Annotated in this window: 17 protein-coding genes; 6 read left to right on the top strand and 11 right to left on the bottom strand. The window is 60.7% G+C overall.

Annotated features, from left to right (window positions below; translation table 11 throughout):
* Position 1: 1 nt before the first annotated feature.
* The 3 genes from ACILSR_RS21350 to ACILSR_RS21340 form a co-directional block, all read right to left on the bottom strand.
* Positions 2-1,372, bottom strand: coding sequence for a hypothetical protein (locus ACILSR_RS21350; protein WP_395751824.1), 1,371 nt, complete (start codon positions 1,370-1,372; stop codon positions 2-4).
* Between the two features lie 133 nt (positions 1,373-1,505).
* Entirely contained in the window at positions 1,506-2,705 is a 1,200-nt protein-coding gene (locus ACILSR_RS21345; RefSeq protein WP_395751823.1) for an SGNH/GDSL hydrolase family protein, read from the bottom strand.
* 15 nt (positions 2,706-2,720) lie between these two features.
* Complete coding sequence (locus ACILSR_RS21340) at positions 2,721-3,821, bottom strand: sialidase family protein (RefSeq protein ID WP_395751822.1); 1,101 nt, start codon at positions 3,819-3,821, stop codon at positions 2,721-2,723.
* 72 nt (positions 3,822-3,893) lie between these two features.
* On the opposite strand from ACILSR_RS21340, the gene ACILSR_RS21335 reads away from it, so the two are divergent.
* Complete coding sequence (locus ACILSR_RS21335) at positions 3,894-4,982, top strand: substrate-binding domain-containing protein (protein ID WP_395751821.1); 1,089 nt, start codon at positions 3,894-3,896, stop codon at positions 4,980-4,982.
* A gap of 4 nt (positions 4,983-4,986) precedes the next feature.
* Here ACILSR_RS21335 and ACILSR_RS21330 read toward each other — a convergent pair whose 3' ends face one another.
* The 3 genes from ACILSR_RS21330 to ACILSR_RS21320 all read right to left on the bottom strand — a co-directional run bounded on the left by ACILSR_RS21330 (position 4,987) and on the right by ACILSR_RS21320 (position 6,705).
* Positions 4,987-5,769 (bottom strand): SDR family oxidoreductase, encoded by a 783-nt coding sequence (locus ACILSR_RS21330; RefSeq protein ID WP_395751820.1) that lies wholly within the window; start codon positions 5,767-5,769, stop codon positions 4,987-4,989.
* 74 nt (positions 5,770-5,843) lie between these two features.
* Positions 5,844-6,071: a hypothetical protein gene (locus tag ACILSR_RS21325; protein WP_395751819.1), complete on the bottom strand. Its 228-nt coding sequence runs from the start codon at positions 6,069-6,071 to the stop codon at positions 5,844-5,846.
* A 115-nt stretch (positions 6,072-6,186) separates the two neighbouring features.
* Entirely contained in the window at positions 6,187-6,705 is a 519-nt protein-coding gene (locus ACILSR_RS21320; protein WP_395751818.1) for a hypothetical protein, read from the bottom strand.
* Positions 6,706-7,032: 327 nt separating this feature from the next.
* On the opposite strand from ACILSR_RS21320, the gene ACILSR_RS21315 reads away from it, so the two are divergent.
* A complete protein-coding gene (locus ACILSR_RS21315; RefSeq protein ID WP_395751817.1) occupies positions 7,033-8,034 on the top strand; it encodes a permease in 1,002 nt (333 codons plus the stop codon).
* An 8-nt stretch (positions 8,035-8,042) separates the two neighbouring features.
* On the top strand, positions 8,043-9,359 hold the full coding sequence (locus ACILSR_RS21310) for a hypothetical protein (protein ID WP_395751816.1): 1,317 nt from the start codon (positions 8,043-8,045) through the stop codon (positions 9,357-9,359).
* Positions 9,360-9,504: 145 nt separating this feature from the next.
* Here the strand turns inward: ACILSR_RS21310 and ACILSR_RS21305 are convergent, their stop codons facing one another.
* The gene (locus tag ACILSR_RS21305; protein WP_395751815.1) at positions 9,505-10,629 is read right to left on the bottom strand and encodes an Ldh family oxidoreductase; all 1,125 of its coding nucleotides are present in this window, start codon (positions 10,627-10,629) and stop codon (positions 9,505-9,507) included.
* Between the two features lie 117 nt (positions 10,630-10,746).
* Positions 10,747-11,103, bottom strand: coding sequence for a hypothetical protein (locus ACILSR_RS21300; RefSeq protein ID WP_395751814.1), 357 nt, complete (start codon positions 11,101-11,103; stop codon positions 10,747-10,749).
* 243 nt (positions 11,104-11,346) lie between these two features.
* On the opposite strand from ACILSR_RS21300, the gene ACILSR_RS21295 reads away from it, so the two are divergent.
* From ACILSR_RS21295 to ACILSR_RS21285, 3 genes are read left to right on the top strand one after another with little or no spacing between them, the layout of a single operon-like run.
* Positions 11,347-14,451 (top strand): hypothetical protein, encoded by a 3,105-nt coding sequence (locus tag ACILSR_RS21295; protein WP_395751813.1) that lies wholly within the window; start codon positions 11,347-11,349, stop codon positions 14,449-14,451.
* A gap of 3 nt (positions 14,452-14,454) precedes the next feature.
* Positions 14,455-14,934 carry a hypothetical protein gene (locus tag ACILSR_RS21290; protein WP_395751812.1) on the top strand — a complete coding sequence of 160 codons (480 nt, stop codon included), beginning with the start codon at positions 14,455-14,457 and terminating at the stop codon, positions 14,932-14,934.
* Entirely contained in the window at positions 14,931-15,857 is a 927-nt protein-coding gene (locus ACILSR_RS21285; RefSeq protein ID WP_395751811.1) for a hypothetical protein, read from the top strand. Before ACILSR_RS21290 ends, ACILSR_RS21285 begins: the two co-directional genes overlap by 4 nt.
* 66 nt (positions 15,858-15,923) lie before the next feature.
* On the opposite strand, the gene ACILSR_RS21280 is transcribed toward ACILSR_RS21285, so the two are convergent.
* The 3 genes from ACILSR_RS21280 to ACILSR_RS21270 all read right to left on the bottom strand — a co-directional run bounded on the left by ACILSR_RS21280 (position 15,924) and on the right by ACILSR_RS21270 (position 21,193).
* Positions 15,924-19,070: a hypothetical protein gene (locus ACILSR_RS21280; protein ID WP_395751810.1), complete on the bottom strand. Its 3,147-nt coding sequence runs from the start codon at positions 19,068-19,070 to the stop codon at positions 15,924-15,926.
* A 175-nt stretch (positions 19,071-19,245) separates the two neighbouring features.
* On the bottom strand, positions 19,246-20,133 hold the full coding sequence (locus ACILSR_RS21275; RefSeq protein WP_395751809.1) for an MBL fold metallo-hydrolase: 888 nt from the start codon (positions 20,131-20,133) through the stop codon (positions 19,246-19,248).
* A 151-nt stretch (positions 20,134-20,284) separates the two neighbouring features.
* Positions 20,285-21,193 carry a thiamine pyrophosphate-dependent enzyme gene (locus ACILSR_RS21270; protein WP_395751808.1) on the bottom strand — a complete coding sequence of 303 codons (909 nt, stop codon included), beginning with the start codon at positions 21,191-21,193 and terminating at the stop codon, positions 20,285-20,287.
* Positions 21,194-21,217: the final 24 nt, after the last annotated feature.

Below are 21,217 nucleotides of genomic sequence, written 5' to 3'. Positions count from 1 at the left end.
ATCACGGCTTTTTTCCAAGCAACTGCTGCATCGCTGAAGTCAAGACCTGCTCCACCTCGGGAGCCACATTGGAAGACGTGGGGCCGGTTTCGTAGCCGCCTTCGGGATAGGCGGCGGCGGTGCCGATGTAGCCAGGACCGTAGTTGCCGTAGGCGGCCATCATGACGTGGAGATCCGGGCGCATGGCTTTGGCAGCGAGCTGGTATTCCACAAAGAGCTCACCAGGCAGGTGCAGCATGCGGGAATCTCCCACCTGCAGGCAGGTGATGTCGATCTCCTTCCCAGCCTTGCTGCGGCGCACGAAGGCGAGCTGATCGGCAAAGGAGATGTAGCCCTTGGCTTCAGTGGCCTTGAGCTTGGCGATCAAATCATCTTCATCCAGCCGGGGAGACAGTGGAAGTTTCACAGATACGCTGCCCCAGCCTATGTCTGCGGCGGTGAGAGGTAGCTTTGCGGTCTTGTCATAAGCCTCCCGCATTCCAGCGGCGAGACGGGTGGCGAGTATAATGCGGTTGCTTTGTGCACCGTCGTTATATTTGCCCGCGGCCACATTGCCGCCTGCACCATTGAAGTGGACATGCAGCGCCGCATTCACATCCTGCCCGCGAATGAAGCGAGCGATACCGGGGAAGTCAGGACTTGGAATGCCGAGACGGTAGTAGCTCTGCGGGTGACAGGCATAGGCGCTGAGCACGGCGATGGGTTTCTCTCCATTCCAAAAGCTGAGCACGGAAACAACGGGATCGATGAGACCTTCCGGCAGCGCGATCAGCCCTTCGATTTTGCAACTGCTGCCGCGCATGCGTCCCACCCTGCCTTCAGGTGTGCGCTCCACGCGGCGGTTTGAAGCCACCTCCTTCACCACGGCCTCGCCGTAGCCGTAGTGGGTGGCGGTCTGGGCGTTTGGCAAAGAGGCACCGATGGCGTCTGCCGCACGCTGGATCACCTGGCGGTGAAACGTGCCTTCAAAGCGTGTGTAGCCCTTCACATTGAGTTCCTTGATGATCTTTTCCGCTGTAAAGTCGCAGCCGGGCGCATCATGCTGATGCAGAGTGTGCACGGCCACGCGACCCGGCACGGTGCCAGCGGCCTCAGCGAGCGCTGCACGAAAAGCGTCGTGTCCTTCATTGGCGATGCCGATCCAATCCACCGCGGAGAGAACAACAGGCTGGCCGCCTCCCAGGATGACGATGCCACGGCAGCGCAGAGTGAGGTCGTCCACACGCTTCACCGGATCATAGGCCATGGCAGCGCCCAGCGGTGGCGTGGCATCCACATCAAAGGTGGCAATGCGCACCGCATCATCCGCGCGGGCGGACTGCCACAGACAGAGGGTGAAAAGAACGATGACGGAATGAAGCAGGGCTTTCATGAGCAGAGATGAATGGAAGACAGCCGTGAACTGGACGATTCAGCATGAACCGGCCGCCACTACATCAGCGAGTCCCACGAACATTTCTTTCCATGTGTCGTTGAAAAGATGCCGCCGTGAGCACGAATCCAAGTCAGGGCTGATTCCGGGAAAGCCAGCGGAAAAGCATTTCGGGCAAGGATGACTCGTCCCCATTGCTACGTGAGATCATGGAAAGGTCCTGCGCCTTGATGAGGCGCTGCGCGAATGCTTCACGGCGGCGTTCCTCAGCGTTGAGCACTGGCCTGGCCGATGAAGGCAGGGCCGCCACCACATCCCACTGCTGCAGGCCAAAACTCAGGGACCAGTTCATGACCCATGAATAGTCGTGATGAAACTGCGCCTCATTCTTGAGTGGCAGCTCGACAGGAATGGCAATGATCACAAGATCCTGCTGGGTACTGCGCACCTTGCGCGCGGCAGCTTCCAGCTGTGCCAGCGACTGGCCTTCGACTGGCCATGTCGAAACTTTGACGGCAGCAGCGGGATACAGGCGCTTTATCGCGGGTGCGATGAGCGCATCATACGGCGGCATGGCAAACACCTGGATGGGCTCACCCGCTTTGAGCTTGGCAAAGGTGCGAGGGAGCGCAGGCATGGGCGGGCCGATGTCCCGGAGAGAAACTGTCTGCCCGGTGATGGCCAGTGCGAGGGTTTCCGCAAACAGCTTATGCCCAGCCATGTTTGGATGAATGGTGTCGCTGAGAAGCAGATTCCATTCGGCAGCATCGGCTGAGTGGACCACCTCAAATGCCGCGAAGCAGTCGGCGACCGCGAGCACTTCCTCCTGCGCCGTGTCACGAATGGCCTGCGTGAATTCCGCGAGACGGGCACAGGGACGCTGCGGAGTCTCGACGACAGAGTTCTGGGTGCACAAAAGCACCTCGGCACCGGCTTTTCGGCAGCGTGCGATCATCTCGTGGAGATTCTTTTTGAAGGTTCCCACAGGGGTGCCCACCAGATCATTCATGCCAAACATGATCGTCACAAGGTGGGGCTTGTGCACGAGCACGTCTGCATCCAGACGCTTGAGCCCGCCGGTGGTCGTATCGCCACTGCGACCGGCATTGTGCACGGTGACCTGTGCCTGAGGGTAAAGCTGCCGAAGCTCGAGCTGGAGCATCTCAGGGTACGCGCGGCGACCGCCGCTGTGATAATACACGCCGGTAATGCTGTCGCCGATGCATACGATGCGCACCGGCTCCTTTCCTGAGGCGAGCAGTTCCGCCATTTTGAGCGGCGACGCCGCGAGCGTGCTGGCGCAGCAGCAGAGGAGGAGTAGAAGCAGGCGCATGCGTGCGGAAGTTTATCAGAGCTGTTTCAGCCAGTCCAGTGTGATACGCCGGATGCGCAGACGGTTGAGCGCACCGACCTTGCTGTCTCCTGCGCAATAGCCGATGAGCATGGCATCTCCCACAAAGTGGATGGCAGTGTAATGGTAAATGCCCTCGGGATCGCTCTCGATAAGCTTGCGCTGGGGCCAGGTCTTGCCACCGTCCGTGGAGATGGCAGCGACGAAGGGATTGCGCTTTTTAGGTGGGAACGGGAACTTGCCGGAGTGATCATTGTAGATGGCCAGGAGATCGCTGCTGCCGGGCAGGAGTTTGATGCTGGCCGGTCCGTTGGGAGACTTCATCTCGGTCGGCTCTGGCGGAGAAAAGGTCTTGGCAGCATCCTTGGAATAGAAGCCGTATTGCGCGCCGCGATCCGTGCGGCACCAGGAGAAGAGCGAGCCGTCCGCCAGCTCCACGACACCCGGCTCCTGCAGTCCGCTGCCGCTCGGCACCGGCATGGCCCACCAGCTTGATGATTCGGTCCAGGTGGTTCCTTCATCATCGGAGTAGATCCACATGGCAATGGCGTGCTGGTCCCAGGATTTGCTGGTGGTGGGGTCCGTGCCGCGCGAGCGGTGGAAGGCCAGCGGAATGATGATGCGGCCCTTGCTGGTCTGGATGACGCGGTCGTTGTTCATCACAAAGTAGCCCGGTGCCTGCAGCGCCAGCTTCGGCTCGGTCCAGGTTTCGCCGTCATCAGTGGAGACGCGCATGTAGGGCCGGCAGTCGAGCCAGCTGTTTTTGATGCAGTAAAACATGGCGAGCTTGCCGCTGGCGAGGCGCAGCAGGGACACGCTCATGACATTGTTGCCGCCGTTGTTTTCCACCACGGTGACGGGCTGGCTCCAGGTGCGGCCCTGATCATCGGAATGGATGCGCACGATGCGTGCCGGGCTTTCATCATGGGCGCCGCCGTAGAAATGGGAGTAGCAGAAAATAATGCGCCCGGAGGCGAGCGTGGCAAACGAGCCCTCCGAATTGCGCGGATTGTCCGGCGTGGGGTCGAGATTGAAAGTGACCACGCTTTCGGCGCGGGCCAGACAGGCGAAGGCGAGACAGAGTGCGAGGAGTTTCATGCGTGCTGCGGAGAAGAGGCAGTCGAAACGATTTGTCACAAGGCCTTGATTCTGGTCTGTTGTCCAAACCAGATGCACTCCGCCACACCCGACAGCCCACGGCTTCCACAGCGAGTCTCGCTCGTCACCCTGACAGCGCAGAGCCTGCGCGAGTCCATCCTCTCAGGCCACTGGCAGGGCCATCTGCCCGGAGAACGCGAGCTGTGCGAACGCCTTCAGGTGAGCCGCCACACGCTGCGCGAGGCGCTGCAGGAGCTGGAGCGCGAAGGCAGCGTGGAGGTGGCGGTCCGCCAGCGGCGGCGCATCAAGCTGGCCGCCAAAACAGCGTCTAAAACAATACGCTCCAGGGCGATCGCGCTCATCTCTCCGCGCCCGCTGTTGGAGATGTCTCCCAGCACAGTCGTGATGGTGGATGATCTGCGCGACCAGCTCTCCCGTTTTGGATTCAGCTTCGAAGTACACGTGAGCACGGCCTGCTTTTCCGCCAAACCAGCGCGAGCGCTGGAGGCGCTGACCACGCGCTCTCCGGCGGCGGCATGGCTGCTGTTTGGCTCCCTGGCGCCGGTGCAGAGCTGGTTCATGCGCCAGCATGTACCCTGCCTGGTGGTGGGCTCCTGCGCGCCAGAGATCAGCCTGCCCTCCATCGACACGGACTATCGTGCGCTCTGCCGTCACGCAGGCGGCATGCTTTGCAGGAAAGGCCACCGCCACATCGCCTTCATCCGGCCCACGGGAGATTACGGTGGTGATCTGGAGAGCGAGCAGGGACTGCGTGAGGCGCTGGCAAGCAGCCAGGCAGCGGCTTTGCAGGTGATCCTGCATGACGGCACCGCTTCAAACCTGTGCGCCATGCTGGAGAAGGCGCTGCACTCGGTGCGTCCACCCACGGCATGTGTGGTGGCGCGGGCGCTGCATGTGGTGACCGTGCTGATGTTTCTCGCGCAGCGTGGCAAACGCGTTCCGCAGGACATCGCGGTGATCTCGCGCGATGACGAAGGCTTTCTGCAGCACACGGTGCCCGCCGCAACCCGCTATGCCTCAAACACCAGCCAGTTTGCACGCAGTGTGTGCAAAGCGGCACGACAGCTGGCTGAAACCGGCACTCTGCCACCGCGTGCGATAAGACTGATGCCAAAGATGATTCGCGGCGAGACGCTGTGATATTTCACCATGCCGTCCAGCCACCATCCACGGCCAGGTTTTGGCCGGTGACGAATGAAGAGGCATCGCTCAGCAGAAAGGTCACTGCCCCAGCGATCTCCGCAGCCTGCCCCACGCGGCCGAGCGGCACTTTTTGCGCCAGACGTTCGATAAATTCCGGCTGCTGCAGCTGCAGCGAGGGATTGGGAAAGGGGCCGGGGGAGATGCTGTTGCAGCGCACGCCATGCCTGCCCCAATGCACGGAGAGATAGCGCGCCATCTGTTGAATGCCTGCTTTGCCTACACCGTACTCCACGGGGTTTGGATTCATCGGCGCGGCATACACCGCGGGATCGGGAGAAACACTGCCGTACATGCTGGAAAACAGCACGATGGCGCCCCGGCCCAGCTCCGCCATCTGCCGGCCGACGGCCCGTGCGAGGGCGAAGGTAGCGGTGAGATTGCCATGATTTGCCATGTCAAAATCTGCCGCAGTCAGGTCATCAAATCGTTTGGCCGTGGAGGCATAGGTCATCACCACCAAGCCCTGCGGCACACCATTCGCGGCGATCTGCTCCTGCACAAACGCCTCCAATGCGCAGACATCGGAGGCATCGAGCGAGGCGGCTGACACCTGCGCCTGCAAGCCCGCTTTTGCAACCATCTGCGTAGCGCGATCTTCCAGATCCACGCAGAGAACGCGGGCCTGCATCTCCGCCAGTTGGGTGACGACCGCAGCGCCGAGGTAACCCGCGCCGCCGAAGACCCAGATGGAACGCTGGCTGAGATCGAAAGGATGGGTAGGCATGCCGTTGGGAGAAAGTTCCCGGCACAAACGCAGTTCGCACACGGGATTCTATCTTCCAAGACGGCAAAGCCCCGTCATTTCGCCACTTCTTTCTTCTTCACCGGATAGGACCCCGGGGATTTGGCGAATTTCTGCATGCACTCCGTGCAGCAGAAGGAAACGAAGCCTTCGTCCGTCTTCACGCGATAGATCGGGCGGGAAGCCTTGTGATCCACCGGGCACTCATCGTTGATGGGCCACGCGGCAAACACGGTGGCGGTCATGGCAAGGCTGAGAAGCAGAGGAGCGAGAATCGATTTCATGGATAGGAGTCGGTGTGGAGTTGGTGCGCGTTACCCCATCAACGCACACGCCCCCGGCCTTCATAGGCCATCGCAAATCCTGCCCATGGATGCGCAAGGCAGGCACAATGCGGGTCTATTTCTCCTCGATGTCCCAGTAGGAGAGTCTGGCAAGTTGCTCGGGCGTCAGCGTGTCGATCCAGCTTTTGCCGTCCGGGCCGAGATTTCCTGGGGAGTGCCAGTCCATGGTGCCGTCTTCCCGAAGCCGCTCCACGGCAACGGAGCCGTCATTGCGACCGATGACGATCTTGCGGTTAGGCCAGGCACTGCCGCGTGTGCCACGCGCGTTTAGACTCCATTTCGGCGGCCAGCCTGGCGTGAGGCTATTCTCGATTACAATGGGGGTTTTGGGATGTGAATCGCGACTCTGACCTTTCAGCAACATCCAGTGGCACTCTCCCTGAGTCAGGGCGCGGTCAAAAAGCGGTGCCTGCCCGATGTCCCTGTCTGGATTGAAGGGGCTGGCAGTACAGCCAAAGATGCGCTCATCGTTGATAATCTCCTCCCTGAAGAGTTCACGAAACACCTGATTGGCCGAATGAAATTGGGTTTCCTTTTTGTCAGGATAGGTCGCGTCGTGATCCCGAGCATACATTTGGAGGGAAAGAATGATCTGTTTGCAATTGAGCACAGCTCTCATCTGATTGCCCTGGGTTGAAATTCGCGGGCCAAACATGGACATCCAGACACTCCCAGCGAGACCTGCCAACATGACGAGGCATACTGCCGCGAGGCTCCACTGCATGCAGCCCCAGCGCTTTTTTGGCGACTCGTCCATGGAGTGATTGCAGCAAAAAGGTGGCGCCGGAGCAATCTCAATCGCGTATTCGTCATTTCCCAGCATCGACATTCGTCGTTTCCGTCTTTCTTTCCCGCTTGAACCTGCCTTTTTGGAGCGTTTAAGACTCTCCCACCCAACCCCATGATTTTTCTTGCCGAACTGCCCGCTTCCAGCCGCACGGGCGATGTCCTTTACTCCTTCCTGAGCATTGTCTTTGAAGGTGCGCCCTTCATTCTGATCGGGACCCTGATGTCAGGATTCATCGCCGCGTTTCTTCCCTCCAAGATGCTGGAAAAGATGCTGCCCAGGAACCGGGTGCTGTCCACCTTGATCGCGGGTTTCATGGGCCTGATCTTTCCGGTGTGTGAGTGCGCAGTGGTGCCGGTGGTGCGCCGCCTGGTGCAAAAGGGGCTGCCGCTCTCCTGTGCCATCACCTATCTGGTCAGTGCGCCGATCATCAACCCCATCGTCATTTTCAGCACGATGAGCGCGTTTCAAAACGTGGAGGTCAAGGCCGGGGAACTGGGCAGCGTGGGGATGGCGATGGCCCGTATTTCGCTGGGGTATGCGATCGCGGTCATCATCGGCCTTCTGCTGCTGAGGAGAAAGCCCGAGGAGGTGCTGACCGCCGGAGTGGCGGCCGGCATGGCCAGGGCTGCTGCGACGACCGAGGAGCCAGCCCCCCTGCCCTTCAACACCCGTCTGGTGCATGCCATGCGCACGGCGATGCGCGACTTTCTGGACACCGCGATGTATTTCTCCGTGGGTGTGTTCATCACGAGCGTTTTCAACACGCAGGTGGACCAGTCGAAGGTGGAAATGGTGGCCGGCACGGACTGGGCGGCGATCCCCTCGCTCATGGGGCTGGCATTTGTGCTGGCGCTTTGCAGCACCTCGGACGCTTTCATCGCGGCACCGATGTCGGCCTTTTCCAGTGCGGCCAAGCTGGCCTTCCTAGTTTTTGGTCCCATGCTGGATGTGAAGCTCGTATTCATGTACTCGGCGGTGTTTCGCCGGAAGTTCCTGCTGTGGCTGTGCGCGGGCATGTTTGTGCTCGTGGCCTGCCTGGCGCCCCCATGGGTCATTCTCTTCGATAAGATTCAGCCAAAACCCGCCGCTGCTGTCCAAGCCCCCATCCCCTGACTCACGCCATGAACGCCCAACGCCTCGTCATTCATCTCCTCAGCGTGCTGCTCCTGATCCTCTGGGGCGGCGTGATGCTGTATTTCTACATCAGCGGCCGGGTGGACAGCTACCTGGCATCCGACGGCCTTTTCCGCCCGCTCATGCTGACGGGGGGCATCGGCATGGTGGTGCTGGCGCTTTTCAATCTGCTGACCTACTCCCAGGATGAGGGTGCCTGTTGCAGCCATGATCATAGTCACGACCACGACCACGACCATGATCATGACCACGATCATTCTCACAAGGGCGGCTGCGGTCATGACCATGACCACGAGCACCATGCCGGATGTGGCCACGACCATGCGCATGAGCACAAACACGGCCACGAGGGCTGCTGCGGTCATGATCACGAGCACAAGCATGACCATGGGCATGCGCACGAACACAAGCATGAGCACGGCTGCTGTGGCCATGATCATGACCACGATCACGGCCATGCCCACGACCATTCGCATGGGAACGAACCCCACGACCATGCCCACGGCATCCTTGAAGAAGGCGGCTGGGGCGGACGGCTGACTGCCGTGGCCATTCTTGCCATCCCGCTGACGGTTGCCGCCGTGCTCTCACCAGACAAGCTGAGCAAGGAAGCCGTCCTGAACAAAAATTTCTACAACCCCAATTACGGCACCGGTGCACGCAAGGAGCAGTTCTCTTTGCAAAGCAAGATGGCCGCGGCCGCCAAGAGCGAACCCAAAACTGTGGCCGCCCCCTCGCCCACTCCTGCAGTGGTGGTGGACACACCGCCTGCCGCCACCACTCCTGCTTCTAAAACGCCGCCTCCAGGAGTCGCCGCAGCCTCTGCCGCAGCCGCTGAAACCCAGACTCCACCCAAGGCGATGCCACCTCCGGGACAGGCTGCCAAGAACCAGGGCAGTTTCACCTTTGAAGACCTCAAACGCCAGGTGCCGCAGAGCAAGGAAGGCAACTTCATTCTCGAAGTGCCGGAGCTGTACTACACTGGTGGCGACACCGAGATCCAAAAGGTGCTGACCGGCCAGATGGTCGAAACCGTGGCGCAAATCCTGCCGGAGAAGGTCAACAACACCGACGGCCACCGCATGCGCATCTTCCGCATGCTGGTGCAATGCTGCGCCGCCGATGCCCGTCCGTATTCCGTGCCCGTCGATTTCGGCAAAAAAGCCCCCGAGATCAAAGACATGACCTGGGTCAAAGTCGTCGGCAAGATGAACTATAAGAAGGAAGGCACGCAGACCGTGCCAATCATCGAAGTGACGAATGTGGAAGAGACCACAGCCCCGGACAATGCGATGATTTACTGAGGCACCTTCGTTTACAAAGGACGCTCGTCCAAACGGGGACGAGCGTTTTGAAGTTTGTCCGTGCAGGGTGTTTTCGGACCATCCAGAGAACTGGAGCACTCCATGAGGCTGGTCGCGCTCGGAGTACTCCCATTCCCCAAATCTATCACGGCACGTCGTAGGTCTTCAAGGCAGCCACATCAAAACGCTGCACGCCTGCCTCATCGGCGATTTCATTGAGCGCTTCGACTTCCGCGGTGCTGAAGAGCAGGCCACCGGCTTTGGCGGTGTGGGCGGCGTTTTGGGCTTCGGGCTGGCCGGGGAGCATGCAGTTTTCATTGCCGTGACCGAGGATGTCGTCGATCACCACTTTCACGTTTTCCTTGAAGCTGCGTCCATTGGAGAAAAGGCCGGTGCTGATGGCGTCGGGGTGGATGACCTGGAAGTAGAAGGATGAGGTGCGCTTCTCGCCTGCCGGGAAGGGTTTGCTCTTGATATCGGGATGCGCGCCGCCGCCGCGCAGGGTGGGGATGCCGCCGCCGATCATGCCGCCCATGACTTCGATGAGGAGGGAGAGGCCGTAGCCTTTGTGCGCTCCGAAGGGGAGCAGCCAGGCGGCTTCATTGGCGTCGGTGGTCGGTTTACCCTCCTTGTCCACGGCAGCGCCGGGAGGCAGGGGTTTGCCTTCACGCTTGAGCTGCTGCACGCGGCCCATGGCCACGGTGGAGGTGGCCCAGTCGATCACGATGGGGAAACCGCAGGCGTCCTGCGTGGGCAGGCCCCAGGAGTGAGGATTGGTGCCGAGCACGGGGAACTTGCCACCGAAGGGGACGACTTCGCCGAGAGTGGAGGTGCAGTTCGTGTAGGCGATATAGCCTTTCTTCGCGGCATCCATCACGTAGCCGCCGCCCCAGAGGTAGTGAAAGGCATTGTCCACGCTGACCTGGCCGATGCCGTATTTGTCCGCCATCTGCATGCAGCGCTCCATGGCGCTGAAGGCCACACTCTGGCCAAGTTTCAGCTTGCCGTCCCAGGCTTCGCTGGCGGCGAAGTTCTTTTTGATGACTTCAATTTCTGCGCCTGGCTTGCAACCGCCGGTGGCACTGCCGAAAAGGTGGTCCAGGTGCAGGGCCTTGATGGCATTGTGCGTGCGGATGCCATGGGCCGAGGCCATCTCGCAAAACCGTGCGCCATCCTCGGCCTCCGCCTGGGTGTAGCCACGGTGCTGGTAGGCGGCGCGGACGAGTGCGTTGTGAGCTTCAGTGGGGACGATGTGGTACGTGGTGGGCATGGTTGGCGGATATTGGAGCATCTGCCCGGACACGCAAGAAGCAGAAAAAAAGAAGGCCCCGTCCAGATGAACGGGGCCTCAAAAATCTTGCTGAAGACGGGTCTGGTCTGGCGAGCCTTATTTGGCGGCGGGCTTGAAGACGTTGTGGCAGGCCTTGCAGTCGTTGGCCTTTTTGAACTCGCTGATGCCAGCGGCGTCCTTGGCCTTCACTTTTTGCAGAGCAGCAACCATGGCCTTGCACTTCTCCACCCAGGCGGCCTTTTCTCCCCTCGGCGGTGTGGCGGCGCAGATGGCCTGCACGCATTTGATCAGGCTGTCGAGTTCGGCGTCAGTGGCCTCGCCTTTGCCGACTTTCTTGGCGACGGCGTCATCGGGTTTCCAATTCTTCTTCATCGCGCCTTTGATGACATCGTCCGCGCTGGCGGTGGCAAGGCTGGTGGCGAGGAGGAGGAGGGTGAGTGCTGTCTTCTTCATGTGGTATTTGGTGTATTGGAGGAGTTAGGGATGTCAGATGAGAGGAGCCGGAGCGCGCACGGCCCTGAACATACGCAATCCAAGCAGTTTTTTGACCAACTGCCGGATGGCAATATTTCAGTTTTATCGTTTTAGGCCGTTCACAGCACGGAGGTCAATCCCGGAATGAACATCCCCGCAAAATCTTCTGCAAAACTCCGAGCGAGATTGGCGGAATCGCGTCGTTTTACGCCGCTCCCAGCCATGAAATCCATCCTCCTCCCTCTCGTCCTGCTCGGCGGTCTTGCCTCCGCCGCCGATACCGAGCTTCTGATCCAGCTCGGCCTCAATGACAAAGCCGGCACTGTCTGGGATGGCAGCGTCAAGGTGACACCCGGGGAGGTCACCGAGGTCACTGGCTACCGCTTTGAGCAACAGGATGGCGTCAAAGACAAGACCTCGTGGAAGGTCTCCACCCGCACTCCGGCGGGTGCAGGAGCGAAAGGCGCGCGTGGCAACAATCCAAAGAAAATCGGGCAAATGGCCAAGCAACTGGGCCCTATTTTTGAAAACGGAGTGTATGTAAAGTTCAAGGACATCACCCCGGAGAGCAGTGTGGAAGTCACCACCGCCCAGGGCAACGTGACTTTCAAGCTGGCCGATGTGACACCTGGGGAGGCGCTGGACCTGATGGATGGACGCGTGGCGGTGCAGCAGACGGCCTTCAACCTGCGCAGACTCTCTCCGGACCGCACGGACGATGACTTCCCTGCCCTGGCCGTCGGTCCAAACGGCCACGGATTTCTGATCTACCAAAGCTTCACTCCCGGCCTGGACCGTGATGAACGTGCCCGTCGCCTGGAGAAGGAGCCGGAGGATTTCTCCTACCTCGCCACCCCCGTGGGCGGCGACCAGCTATGGCTGCACCTTCGCAAGGGGAACAAATGGGAGGAGGAGCGCATCGCCGTCACGGAAACAGGCCGCGACATCTATAAATCTGCGGTCTCCCTCGACGGCAATGGAGGTGCGTGGATCGTGTGGAGCGAGCGCTTGGACGGCAATTTCGAGATTCTGGCGCGTCATTATGCACAGGAGAAACTGGGTCCGGTGGAAAACCTCTCCAATGCCCCCGGCAATGACCTCTGCCCGGTGGCAGCGTATTCCACCAAGGGCACGGTGATGGTGGCGTGGATGGCGGCGAAGGACGGTAAGTTTGAGATCCGCACCCGCACCCATCTGGATGGCGCATGGGCGGCGGCGCAGACGGTTTCAAACAGCAGCGGCAACTGCTGGAATCCCTCTCTCAGCACCGATCCGCGTGCCGAGGGCAGCGGGCAGTTTGCGCTGGGCTGGGACACCTATGAAAAGGGCGACTACGATGTGTGGCTGTGCATGCTGGGCGCAAATGGCAGCGGCCCTTTCAAGCCCATGCCCGTGGCGAACACTGCACAGTATGAGGCACGCGCCTCCGTGGCTTACGATCTTCAGGGCGCGGTCTGGGTGGCGTTTGAAAAAAGCGGCGAGACATGGGGCAAGGACTGGGGTGCCTACGACAGCAATGATGGCATCGGCTTGTACCGCAATCGTGAAATCGGCATCGTGGTGTGGGACGGCAAGACCTTGCAGGAGCCGCAGGGCAGCATCGCCGATGCGCTTCCGGGCGCTCAGGCCGCACGTGCCGCTGGCAAAAAAGGCAAGGGCAAAGGCCGTGGTGCGGATGTGACCGCACCCGCTCCGGCCAAGAGCCCGGAAGCTCCGGACGGCCTCGCCTTTGAGCGTCCGGCCGAGCGCAGAGGAGCGCCGGGCGCGCACGCCGAAGCCAATGGCCCGCAGACCTACAACAATCTCGGCCGCATCATCTGCGACTCCGAAGGGCGCATCTGGCTCATCGCGCGCACGCGCTTGAACAGCTTCCGTGGTCCTCTGGGCAGCACCTGGGGCAGCGTGGCGGCCTATCTTGATGGCAAGGAGTGGGTGGGGCCCATCGCCATCCCGCACAGCGACAACCTGCTGTACAATCTGCCCGCCCTCGCCTCCGGCCCCAAGAACCTCTTCGTGGCGCACAGCAGCGACCACCGCCAGGACCGCATGGCCGAGTTCAACCGTGCCAAAACGCCAGGCGGCAAAGGCGGCAATGCCTCCCTGGACGCGAGCAAGGACCCCTTTGACAATGACGTCTACTTCAGCCGCCTGAACGCAGCTGGAAATGTTAAAGCCTACGAGCTCAAGCCACTAAGCGCCGCTGTGCTGGACAATCCAGCCCCGAGCAAGCGCACCACCGCGGAGCGCGCGGAGCTCAGCGCCATCCGCAGCTTCCGCTCCACCATTGGCGGCACGGAGCGGCAGATCCTGCGTGGAGAATTCCACCGCCATACCGAGATCAGCGGAGACGGCGCCAATGACGGTCCGCTGGAGGACATGTGGCGCTACGCCATCGACGCCGCCTCCATGGACTGGATCGGCAATGGTGACCACGACAATGGCGGCGGCCGCGAGTACACCTGGTGGCTGACACAGAAGACGACGGACGCCTTTTTCCTGCCCAAGGCCTTCACGCCGATGTTCAGCTACGAGCGCAGCGTGAGCTACCCGGAAGGCCATCGCAATGTGGTCTTTGCCCAGCGCGGCGTGCGCACCCTGCCCCGTCTGCCCATCAGCGACGCCCGCGTGCATGAGCCTGCCCCGGACACCAACATGCTCTACAAATACCTCAAGAAGTTCAACGGCGTCTGCGCCAGCCACACCAGCGTGGGCACCATGGGCACCGACTGGCGCAACTGGGGCGGCGAATTTGAGCCGATGGTGGAAGTCTATCAGGGCGCACGCCAGAACTACGAATACCCCGGCTGCCCCCGCTGCCCCACTGAAAACGACGCCATTGGCGGCTGGGAGCCCGGCGGCTGGATCAGCGATGCCTTTGCCAAAGGCTACAAGTTCAGCTTTCAAAGCAGCAGCGACCACGGCAGCACGCACATCAGCTACGCCATGATCCTGGCCGAGGACTACAGCCGCGAAGGCATCATCAAAGCCATGCGCCAGCGCCACACCTACGGTGCCACTGACAACATCATCGCCGACAGCCGCTGCACCGCCGCCGACGGCAAAGAGCGCATGATGGGGGACGAATTTTCTGTCAAAGGCGCGCCCACCTTCAAGCTCAAGCTCGTCGGCACCATGCCTTTTGAGAAGGTCACGATGATCAAGGACAACGTCGAGATCCCCATGACCATCTCCAAGGAGAAAAGCATCGATCTCACCTGGACGGATCCGAAGCCTGAGAAAGGCAAGACCAGCTACTACTACTTCCGTGGCGAACAGACGAACGGCGAGCTCGTGTGGGTCTCGCCGATGTGGATTACATTGGAATGATTGATGACCAGTGAACCCAACAAACGCTGGGAACAACGGCTGATGGCTGTCGTGGACGGCGTTTTGTTTGGCTGGTTTCTGCTTATCGCCCACTTTGCCGCCGGAAATCTGATCCAGATTTCCGAATACATCTGGTATCCCAAACCTGAAGATTTACGACCGGCTCTCACCGCCTGGATTCTGGCCGTTTATCCAGAAGAACCATGGTCGCTGCAGGCAGGGTGCCTGATGTTTTCAGTCGGCTTTGGTCTTATCAGTGTGACCTCTGCCGAGGCACTGGCAAGTCGTTTGTTCCGCTGGGCAGCAATCGCGGTTTTTACCGCACTCCTTGCACTTGCCCAGCCTGCGATGAGCGCCTTCAAAAATCTGGTTGAGAGATCAGACGGACGGCTGTGGGACGAAGTACTTTTTGTTGCCCTCTCCCTTGCTGTGCTCGTTTATGGCATCATCCGATGGCGCCGCTTCCAACATCCTCAGGCATGAAGTGCTTCTGCTTTTGGGCAGCATTCATCCTCTGTCATGCTGCTTTGGGTCACCCCGCGGATCAGAGCGACATGCGCGTGCGTCCCAAGCCGCATCAGCTGGAGATTCGCTTCACGTTCAACATCCTCACGCTGTCACGGTTTGTGGGGATCGATGCGGATGGGGATGCGAAGATCAGCATGGCGGAGCTGACGGCGGCACAGCCGCGCATTGCGGAATATCTGAACCAGCATGTTCACATCGAGATCAATCAGCAGAAGGCATCGCTGGGGGCTGGCGTGCGTTTTGAGGCGCTGTGGCCGGAGCCGGAGAAAACACCTCCCATGACCGAGCCGGACTATTCCGGAAGGAAAATGGACGTGACCTTCATCCAGGTCATCTATGGCAAACGCCTGGAGGATTTCTGGCTGGGCTTCGAGATCTTTGAGCAAACCGGCCCCATGCAGACCATTCGCGGCGTGTTTGAGCAGGACGGGCGCGTGGAGGAGGTGCCCTTCAGCGTTCAGGAACCCGAATACCTCTACGACACCGGTTACGCCGATGACCCGTTCGAGCAGGAAGCGGACAAAAAGGCCGCGAAGGCTGACATGCCAGACTCTGCTTCTGGCTCCGGATCATCCCCTGCCCCGCCGGAGGCCCTGGCATCCACATCAGCGGCGGTGCCTGCTGCCTCCATGTCGACGGCAGGATCATCAGCCTCAATGCCCGGAGCGGGCCCTGCGGCAGGTCCCGGCTCCGTCAAACCCTCCGCGGCAGTCGCGGCCGCGCTGGAAGCGGCAGCGGCTGAAGCGACTGGTGAAAAGCGCTGGTGGATGACCCGCGCCGTGGTGTTGATGATCCTGCTCGTGGTGGGCCGCAAGATGCAGCTGAGCGCACGCTCGCGCATCGTCAGCACAAGACGGCGCCCACGACCAAGGTCGTAGCGATGCGCCGTCAGGCGGCTCCACTCATATGCGCCCGTTCATCCAGTCTGGGCTCACCTTACTTTTTCACGCGGCACTTTTTCCTGCGGCGAGCTGCGCCTGATATTCACCGCGGATTTCGGCGATCTGTGCTTTCAAGGCGGCGATTTTTTCCATCAGGTTTTGTTCGTCGAGTGCCGCACGTTTGACCTTGGCCTCCCAGTTGGCCTGAGCTTCCAGCGCCTCGGGAGTCTGAACAGCCTGCTCGTCCGAGTTCGCAATCAACTGGGCCCGCCCGCGGGCACGAAGCTCAAGGGTGCGGGCGTTTTGGCGCAGCAGGTGCAGGCGGGTTTCCTCGCGCTGGAGTTCCTCACGCAGGCGGCCCAATCCGCCGGTCTGCCGGCCTTCGCCCGAGGAAGATCCGGTCGCAATGCCCGATGTGGTGAGTGCGGCGCTTGAAAGTTTGGCGCGCAGAGCGGTGGTGGAAACTTCGACCACGGCAGATGCTGCGGAGGGCGTGGGAGCCTCCAGCTTGCTGGCCTGAATCTGCTCCACGAGGTGGCGCAGCGCGCCCAAGGTCATGTGCACTTCATGCATGGCGTTGCGCGCCTCCGCGGAGTCAGGCTCGGCGGACTGCTGCAGTTTCAGGCTCTTGTCCATGCGCTCTTTCCAGTCGAGCAACGAGGCAATCTGCGCCTCCCAGCCGGCAAGCTGCTGACGCGCATGATGAATCCGCGTGGAAAGCTCCGCGCTTTCCTGATCGTGCACGCGCTGGGCTTCTTTGGAGAGGGAGCGCAGTTCATCGTACATGCTCCGTTCCTGCTGAGCGGAGGTGGTCAGTGTCGCAATTTCCTGCCGCAGGTCTTTTTCCTGCGCGCTCAGAAGTTCCACCTGCTGGCGTGATTCGGTCTCCTGATGATTGACGGCATCGCAGCGCGCAGTCGCCGTGGCGAGCTGCTGGGTGGTTTCGCTCAGCACTGCGTCGAGCTGTGTGCGGCGCTGGGAGGCAGTCTCGATCTGCTGCTTCAGATCCCCCAGGTGCTGCTCCGCCGCCGCGACATTCGCCTGCCGTGAGGTGAGAGCTTCAAGTGTGACTTTGATGTCGTGCGCCAGTGCAAGTTCCTGCGTCACGGCATCGAGCGCACCGCGAGTTTCCACCAGCTTCTGCTCCTGGCCGGCGAGAGTCACACGGGTGCTTGTCAGGTTGTTTTCGGTCGCCTGCACCCGGGACTGCAGCTCGGAAAGCTTGGCAGTGGTCTCGGTGACGCTGGCCTGCTGATCAGCAAGCTCCTTGCGCACCGTCACCAAGCTGGCGGTGGCGGCTTCGTGATCCTGCTGGGCCTGACGCGCTGCCGTGTTGGCGGCTTCGCGTTCCTGCTCACGCCGGGCGATCTGTGCTTCGATCTCACGCAGAATGGCCTCCTGATTTTGCTGCCGCATGAGCAGGTTTTCCACCTCGTGATTCAGGGCGATGCGCCGCTCCTCCGTCTGCTGACACTCCGAAGTTTTCTGCTGCAGGCTGGTTGTGGTCGCGTCCAGTTCCGTCTGCCGTGTTTCCAACCGGATGCCGACTTCTTCATGCTGCTGGCCAAGGCGTTGCAGCTCAATTTCCGCCCCGATGCGCTCCTGGCGCAGCTTTTCTAGTGCGCCGGTCTGATCCTGTGTCTGGCTCTCCAGCTGCCGTGATTTCTGCTCAAGGGCGTGGATGCGGTCGCCAAGGATGGCCTCCTCCTCCGTGCGCGCCTGCAGGGTCTGATTGAGCGCAGCGAGGCGTTTTTCGGCGGCGTCACACTCATTTTGCGTACTCCGCAGCCGCTGCTCCGTGGTGGCCAGCTCCGCGCGACACGCCTCCACAGCCTCAGCCGTGGTCTGCCGGGTGCCTGCCAAGATCACAATCTCCGCTCCCAGCGCGCGATGCCTCTCTCCAAGCTCCGCCAGTGAGATTTCTTTCTCGGCAATCTGCTTCTCCAGCTCCTGGCGTTTGGTGCCAAGATCCGCCACCTCCAGGGTCAGCTGCTTCATCCGCGCCACGACGGCTGCTTCCAGCGTCTGCTGCTCCGCCACGCTGCGGCCCATGTCTGCCAGTTGCGCGGCTGCTTCGGCGCATTCGTTGAGGGCAATGCCGAGTTTTTCTTCCGCGCGTGCGACTTCCTCACGGCGCGCAAGCAGGGTCTGCGCCGCCGCCTTCTCGCGATCAAGCAGATCCTCCATTTCGAGCTGACTTTCCGCCCGTTGCTGGCGGAGCAGCAGCAAAGCCTCTTCATGATGATCGGCTTCGGCATGGATGTCATTGAGCGCAGCAGCCGCGGCCTCGCGCTGGCTGGCGAGATCGCTGATGGCGTTTTCGAGATCGGTGTGGTGCCGGCCCGTTTTTTCCACGGCCTGACGTATTTCCTGCAGTCGAGTCCTCTCATCGGCGATGGCACCGCGGGTCAGATTCAGCGAGGCCTCGCTCTCACGGCATTGGGCGGTGAGCTGTGCAAAATTTTGCTCCAGAGTCTGGTAGCGCGCGGTCAAATCCACCACGTGCCCCGTGGCCCTGCTGCCCGCCTCTTCCAGATAGTTCAGCCGCTCCTGCTTGAGCTTCACGTTCGCTTCGATCTGCTGCGCGTTCACCTCCAGGCGCGCGATGTTGATGGTCAGTTCCTGCTGCCGCGTTTCATGCCGCACCACGACCCCGCGTGCCTCGACGATGCGCTCCTGCTGGCGGGTCACTTCATCGATCGCCTTTTGCAGAAGGTCGGAGAGTTCCGAGCTGCGTTCATTCAGCAATGCGGACTCTGCCTTCAGACCGGCCAGTTGCTTGGCAGCGGCCGCCACCTGCGCCTCCATGGCTTGCTTGTGCCCTTCCCATTCGCTCAGCTGCTGCTGCGTTTTTTCCAGCCGGCCCTGCTCCTGCAGATACCTATTGTTGATTTCCTGCAAACGTCCCTGCAGCAGCTCGCGGTGCCCGTTCAGCTTGGAGAGCTGTTCATTCATGCTGGCCTCCAGGCTCAGGAGGCGGTTCACCTCTGAAGTCTTTTGCTCATGCAGCCGGGTCATCTGCTGCAGTTCCAGCGCCCGCGACCGGTGCTGCCCCTGGACAGACTGGAGTTCCGCGTGCCAGCGCTCGTAAGTCGCCTGCGCATCAGCCGCTGCGGCGGAAAACTCCACCGTGCGACCAACCGAGATGCCGTGAATAGGAGATGCCTTGATCTCCCGGCCATTTTCCAGTTCGAAAGCGAGGTTACTCATAAAAGGGGACTCCGTTGCAAGAATTTGTAAGCTTACCTCAATATTTTGAAATGGTTAAGGAATTTTTTTGAAATTCAGCACCTCAATGCAGAAAAGTGCGGCCAGAGCTTGGTCATGCTGGCGGTTGGGTTGGTAAATGGCTAAACAACCGGACCGTCAGAAAACGTCCCGCCTCTCAGCGTCCTTTCTCGCAATAGAGGCGCACCCCGTCGGCGCACATGGAGGTGACATTGGCATCCTCCCCTTTCCGCCAGAGCGCTTCATCGACGCCATCCGCCATGGCGATCGCATGCTCAGCGGCGGCATAGCGCAGACGGTTTTCCTCCGCGCTGACTCCCGCCTGAAAGTCGGCCGCCACCCGCTCATAGACTTCGGCGACACGATCACGGTAGTGCTTCAAATGCCATTCCACATCTTCCACCGCGCCAAAATGAGTGAGGTAGAGTGTTTTGAAGTTCGCGGCCAGAAGCCGTTCCAACGAGTGCCCATAAGCCACGGGGTCAAACTGCGGCGGTGCTGCAGTAACGGAAAGGTAGCGGCTGTGCTCCAGACGCATCCCAGCCACGTCTCCAGTGAAACACACATCGCCGATGACGAACGCATGATGATGCCGCGCATGCCCGGGTGTGTCCCAGGCGATGATCTCAACCCCTCCGAGCGGCACCTTTTCACCGTCCTGCAAAGCCACCACGCGGTCCGCAGGCGCAGGCAGCATCTCGCCCCACAGCGAATCCATCTGAGAACCATAGACCATGCGCGCGCTTTCGATCAGCTTTGAAGGATCGATCAAATGCCGCGCTGCATTCGGATGACAGTACACCGTGGCCCCCTGCTGCGCAAACCATCCGGCAGCACCGGCGTGATCGAGATGGATGTGGGTGACGAAGACCTTCCTTATCGCCGCTTCATTCACGCCTGCACCACGAATCGCCGCACGCAGAGTCTCCAGCGTGGAGCCCGGCCCGGTTTCGATCAGCGCATACTCGCCACCGCTCTCGATGAGGTAGGAAGCGATGAGGCCGGGAATGCCAATGAAGCGAAGATCGAGGGTATGGATGCGCATGGGAAAAGTAGTACAGAGCTTTAGCTCGTTCCGGTGAAAACGCACGAATGAGATGCCGGCTGCCATGAAGCAAGCACCCCACCGAGCCGCCGAAAACTCCAGCGAACCTTCAACTGCAAACCTCCCACTTGGAGTTCAACGCAAAGCGCCTCTACCGCATCGCCTCAAAACGCTTCTTCAGCACGTCCTTCTGCGAAACACCGCCGAGCTTGGACTGGGTCTCATCGACCCACTTTTGCTCCAGCGCGTTTTTGGTGGGGCGGTTGACCTGGTAATAGACGCCGAATTTCCCTGGCGCGAGGTTTTCGGCCAGCTTGAAGGCGGCGGTCTCGTCCGTGACGTCGTGCTGCGTTTCGTCGATGAGGTCGTAGGTGCCGCCTTTGCGGGGCGTGCTGTCGTCAAACGCACCGGCGTAGAACATGACGCACTCGCTGAGACACTCCACCACGCTGAAGCCATCATGCAAAATGGCGCGCTCAAACATGGCCTCCATGTGCTTCACCTGCGCGGCATGCGTGCGGGCGATGAACGTGGCGCCGCTGGCGAGGAGCTGACGCATGGGATTGATGGGGCGGTCGATGCTGCCGGTGGGGTCGGTCTTGCTCTTGAAGCCGATGGGGCTCGTCGGGCTGGTCTGCTTCTTGGTCAGGCCATAGACGAAGTTGTCCATGATGACGTAGGTGAGCTTGATGTTTTTGCGCGCTGCGTGGTTGAGGTGGTTGCCGCCGATGGAGAAGCCGTCGCCGTCACCGCCGAAGACGAAGACGTGCACGTCCGGACGGCTCAGCGAGATGCCGGTGGCCAGCGGCAGCGCACGACCATGGATGAAGTGGATGCCGTGCGTGTTCATGAAATACGGGAAGCGGCTGGAGCAGCCGATGCCGGCCACGCAGACGATGTTTTCATGCGGATACTGCAGCTTCTCCAGCACACGATAAAAGATGTTCAGCACGGCGAAGTCGCCGCAGCCAGGGCACCACGTGGGGTGGTCGGCAGTGAGGGCTTTTTTCGTGAGCTTGTCCGCAACGGGAGCGGCAGGAGTGTCGAGGGCGGTGGACATGATGGTTGGAAAAATAAAAGGTTG

The sequence above is a fragment of the Prosthecobacter sp. genome (assembly GCF_044222565.1).
GTDB lineage: Bacteria > Verrucomicrobiota > Verrucomicrobiia > Verrucomicrobiales > Verrucomicrobiaceae > Prosthecobacter.
Note: the sequence above shows the minus strand (reverse complement) of the source record. Positions and strands in the feature narration are given on the sequence as shown.

What these genes read in the sequence shown, in the direction of transcription:
- ACILSR_RS21350 (WP_395751824.1), bottom strand. Translation starts at nt 1,372, where the DNA reads ATGAAAGCCCTGCTTCATTCCGTCATCGTTCTTTTCACCCTCTGTCTG.
- ACILSR_RS21345 (WP_395751823.1), bottom strand. Translation starts at nt 2,705, where the DNA reads ATGCGCCTGCTTCTACTCCTCCTCTGCTGCTGCGCCAGCACGCTCGCG.
- ACILSR_RS21340 (WP_395751822.1), bottom strand. Translation starts at nt 3,821, where the DNA reads ATGAAACTCCTCGCACTCTGTCTCGCCTTCGCCTGTCTGGCCCGCGCC.
- ACILSR_RS21335 (WP_395751821.1), top strand. Translation starts at nt 3,894, where the DNA reads ATGCACTCCGCCACACCCGACAGCCCACGGCTTCCACAGCGAGTCTCG.
- ACILSR_RS21330 (WP_395751820.1), bottom strand. Translation starts at nt 5,769, where the DNA reads ATGCCTACCCATCCTTTCGATCTCAGCCAGCGTTCCATCTGGGTCTTC.
- ACILSR_RS21325 (WP_395751819.1), bottom strand. Translation starts at nt 6,071, where the DNA reads ATGAAATCGATTCTCGCTCCTCTGCTTCTCAGCCTTGCCATGACCGCC.
- ACILSR_RS21320 (WP_395751818.1), bottom strand. Translation starts at nt 6,705, where the DNA reads ATGTATGCTCGGGATCACGACGCGACCTATCCTGACAAAAAGGAAACC.
- ACILSR_RS21315 (WP_395751817.1), top strand. Translation starts at nt 7,033, where the DNA reads ATGATTTTTCTTGCCGAACTGCCCGCTTCCAGCCGCACGGGCGATGTC.
- ACILSR_RS21310 (WP_395751816.1), top strand. Translation starts at nt 8,043, where the DNA reads ATGAACGCCCAACGCCTCGTCATTCATCTCCTCAGCGTGCTGCTCCTG.
- ACILSR_RS21305 (WP_395751815.1), bottom strand. Translation starts at nt 10,629, where the DNA reads ATGCCCACCACGTACCACATCGTCCCCACTGAAGCTCACAACGCACTC.
- ACILSR_RS21300 (WP_395751814.1), bottom strand. Translation starts at nt 11,103, where the DNA reads ATGAAGAAGACAGCACTCACCCTCCTCCTCCTCGCCACCAGCCTTGCC.
- ACILSR_RS21295 (WP_395751813.1), top strand. Translation starts at nt 11,347, where the DNA reads ATGAAATCCATCCTCCTCCCTCTCGTCCTGCTCGGCGGTCTTGCCTCC.
- ACILSR_RS21290 (WP_395751812.1), top strand. Translation starts at nt 14,455, where the DNA reads ATGACCAGTGAACCCAACAAACGCTGGGAACAACGGCTGATGGCTGTC.
- ACILSR_RS21285 (WP_395751811.1), top strand. Translation starts at nt 14,931, where the DNA reads ATGAAGTGCTTCTGCTTTTGGGCAGCATTCATCCTCTGTCATGCTGCT.
- ACILSR_RS21280 (WP_395751810.1), bottom strand. Translation starts at nt 19,070, where the DNA reads ATGAGTAACCTCGCTTTCGAACTGGAAAATGGCCGGGAGATCAAGGCA.
- ACILSR_RS21275 (WP_395751809.1), bottom strand. Translation starts at nt 20,133, where the DNA reads ATGCGCATCCATACCCTCGATCTTCGCTTCATTGGCATTCCCGGCCTC.
- ACILSR_RS21270 (WP_395751808.1), bottom strand. Translation starts at nt 21,193, where the DNA reads ATGTCCACCGCCCTCGACACTCCTGCCGCTCCCGTTGCGGACAAGCTC.